We start from the raw sequence: 288 nt of genomic DNA on the forward strand, positions 1-288 counted from the left end.
CCCCGCGACGGACGCGAGCACGAGCCGCATCACGAACGGCGTGATGACGATCGTGTGCGCGAGCACGAGCCACGCGAACGAGCCGGTCGCGCCGATCAGCGCGAACAGGCGCAGCAGCGCGATGCCGAGCACGAGGCCGGGAATCACCAGCGGCGACAGCAGCAGGCCGTTCACGAACGCGCGGCCGGGGAACGTCGCGCGCCCGATCGCGAGGCCGGCCGGCAGGCCGAGCGCGAGCGACAGCGTCGCCGACGCGAACGCGAGCTTCACGCTGTTGGCGAACGCCGT

1 protein-coding gene is annotated in these 288 nt (G+C 72.9%); it reads right to left on the reverse strand.

Annotated elements, in window-relative coordinates; all coding sequences use genetic code 11:
* Window positions 1-288 (reverse strand): ABC transporter permease (locus SB751_RS29560; RefSeq protein ID WP_410748967.1); only part of this gene is annotated, 288 nt, incomplete at both ends.

The sequence above is a fragment of the Cupriavidus sp. SIMBA_020 genome (assembly GCF_046535395.1).
Classification (GTDB): Bacteria; Pseudomonadota; Gammaproteobacteria; order Burkholderiales; family Burkholderiaceae; genus Cupriavidus; species Cupriavidus campinensis.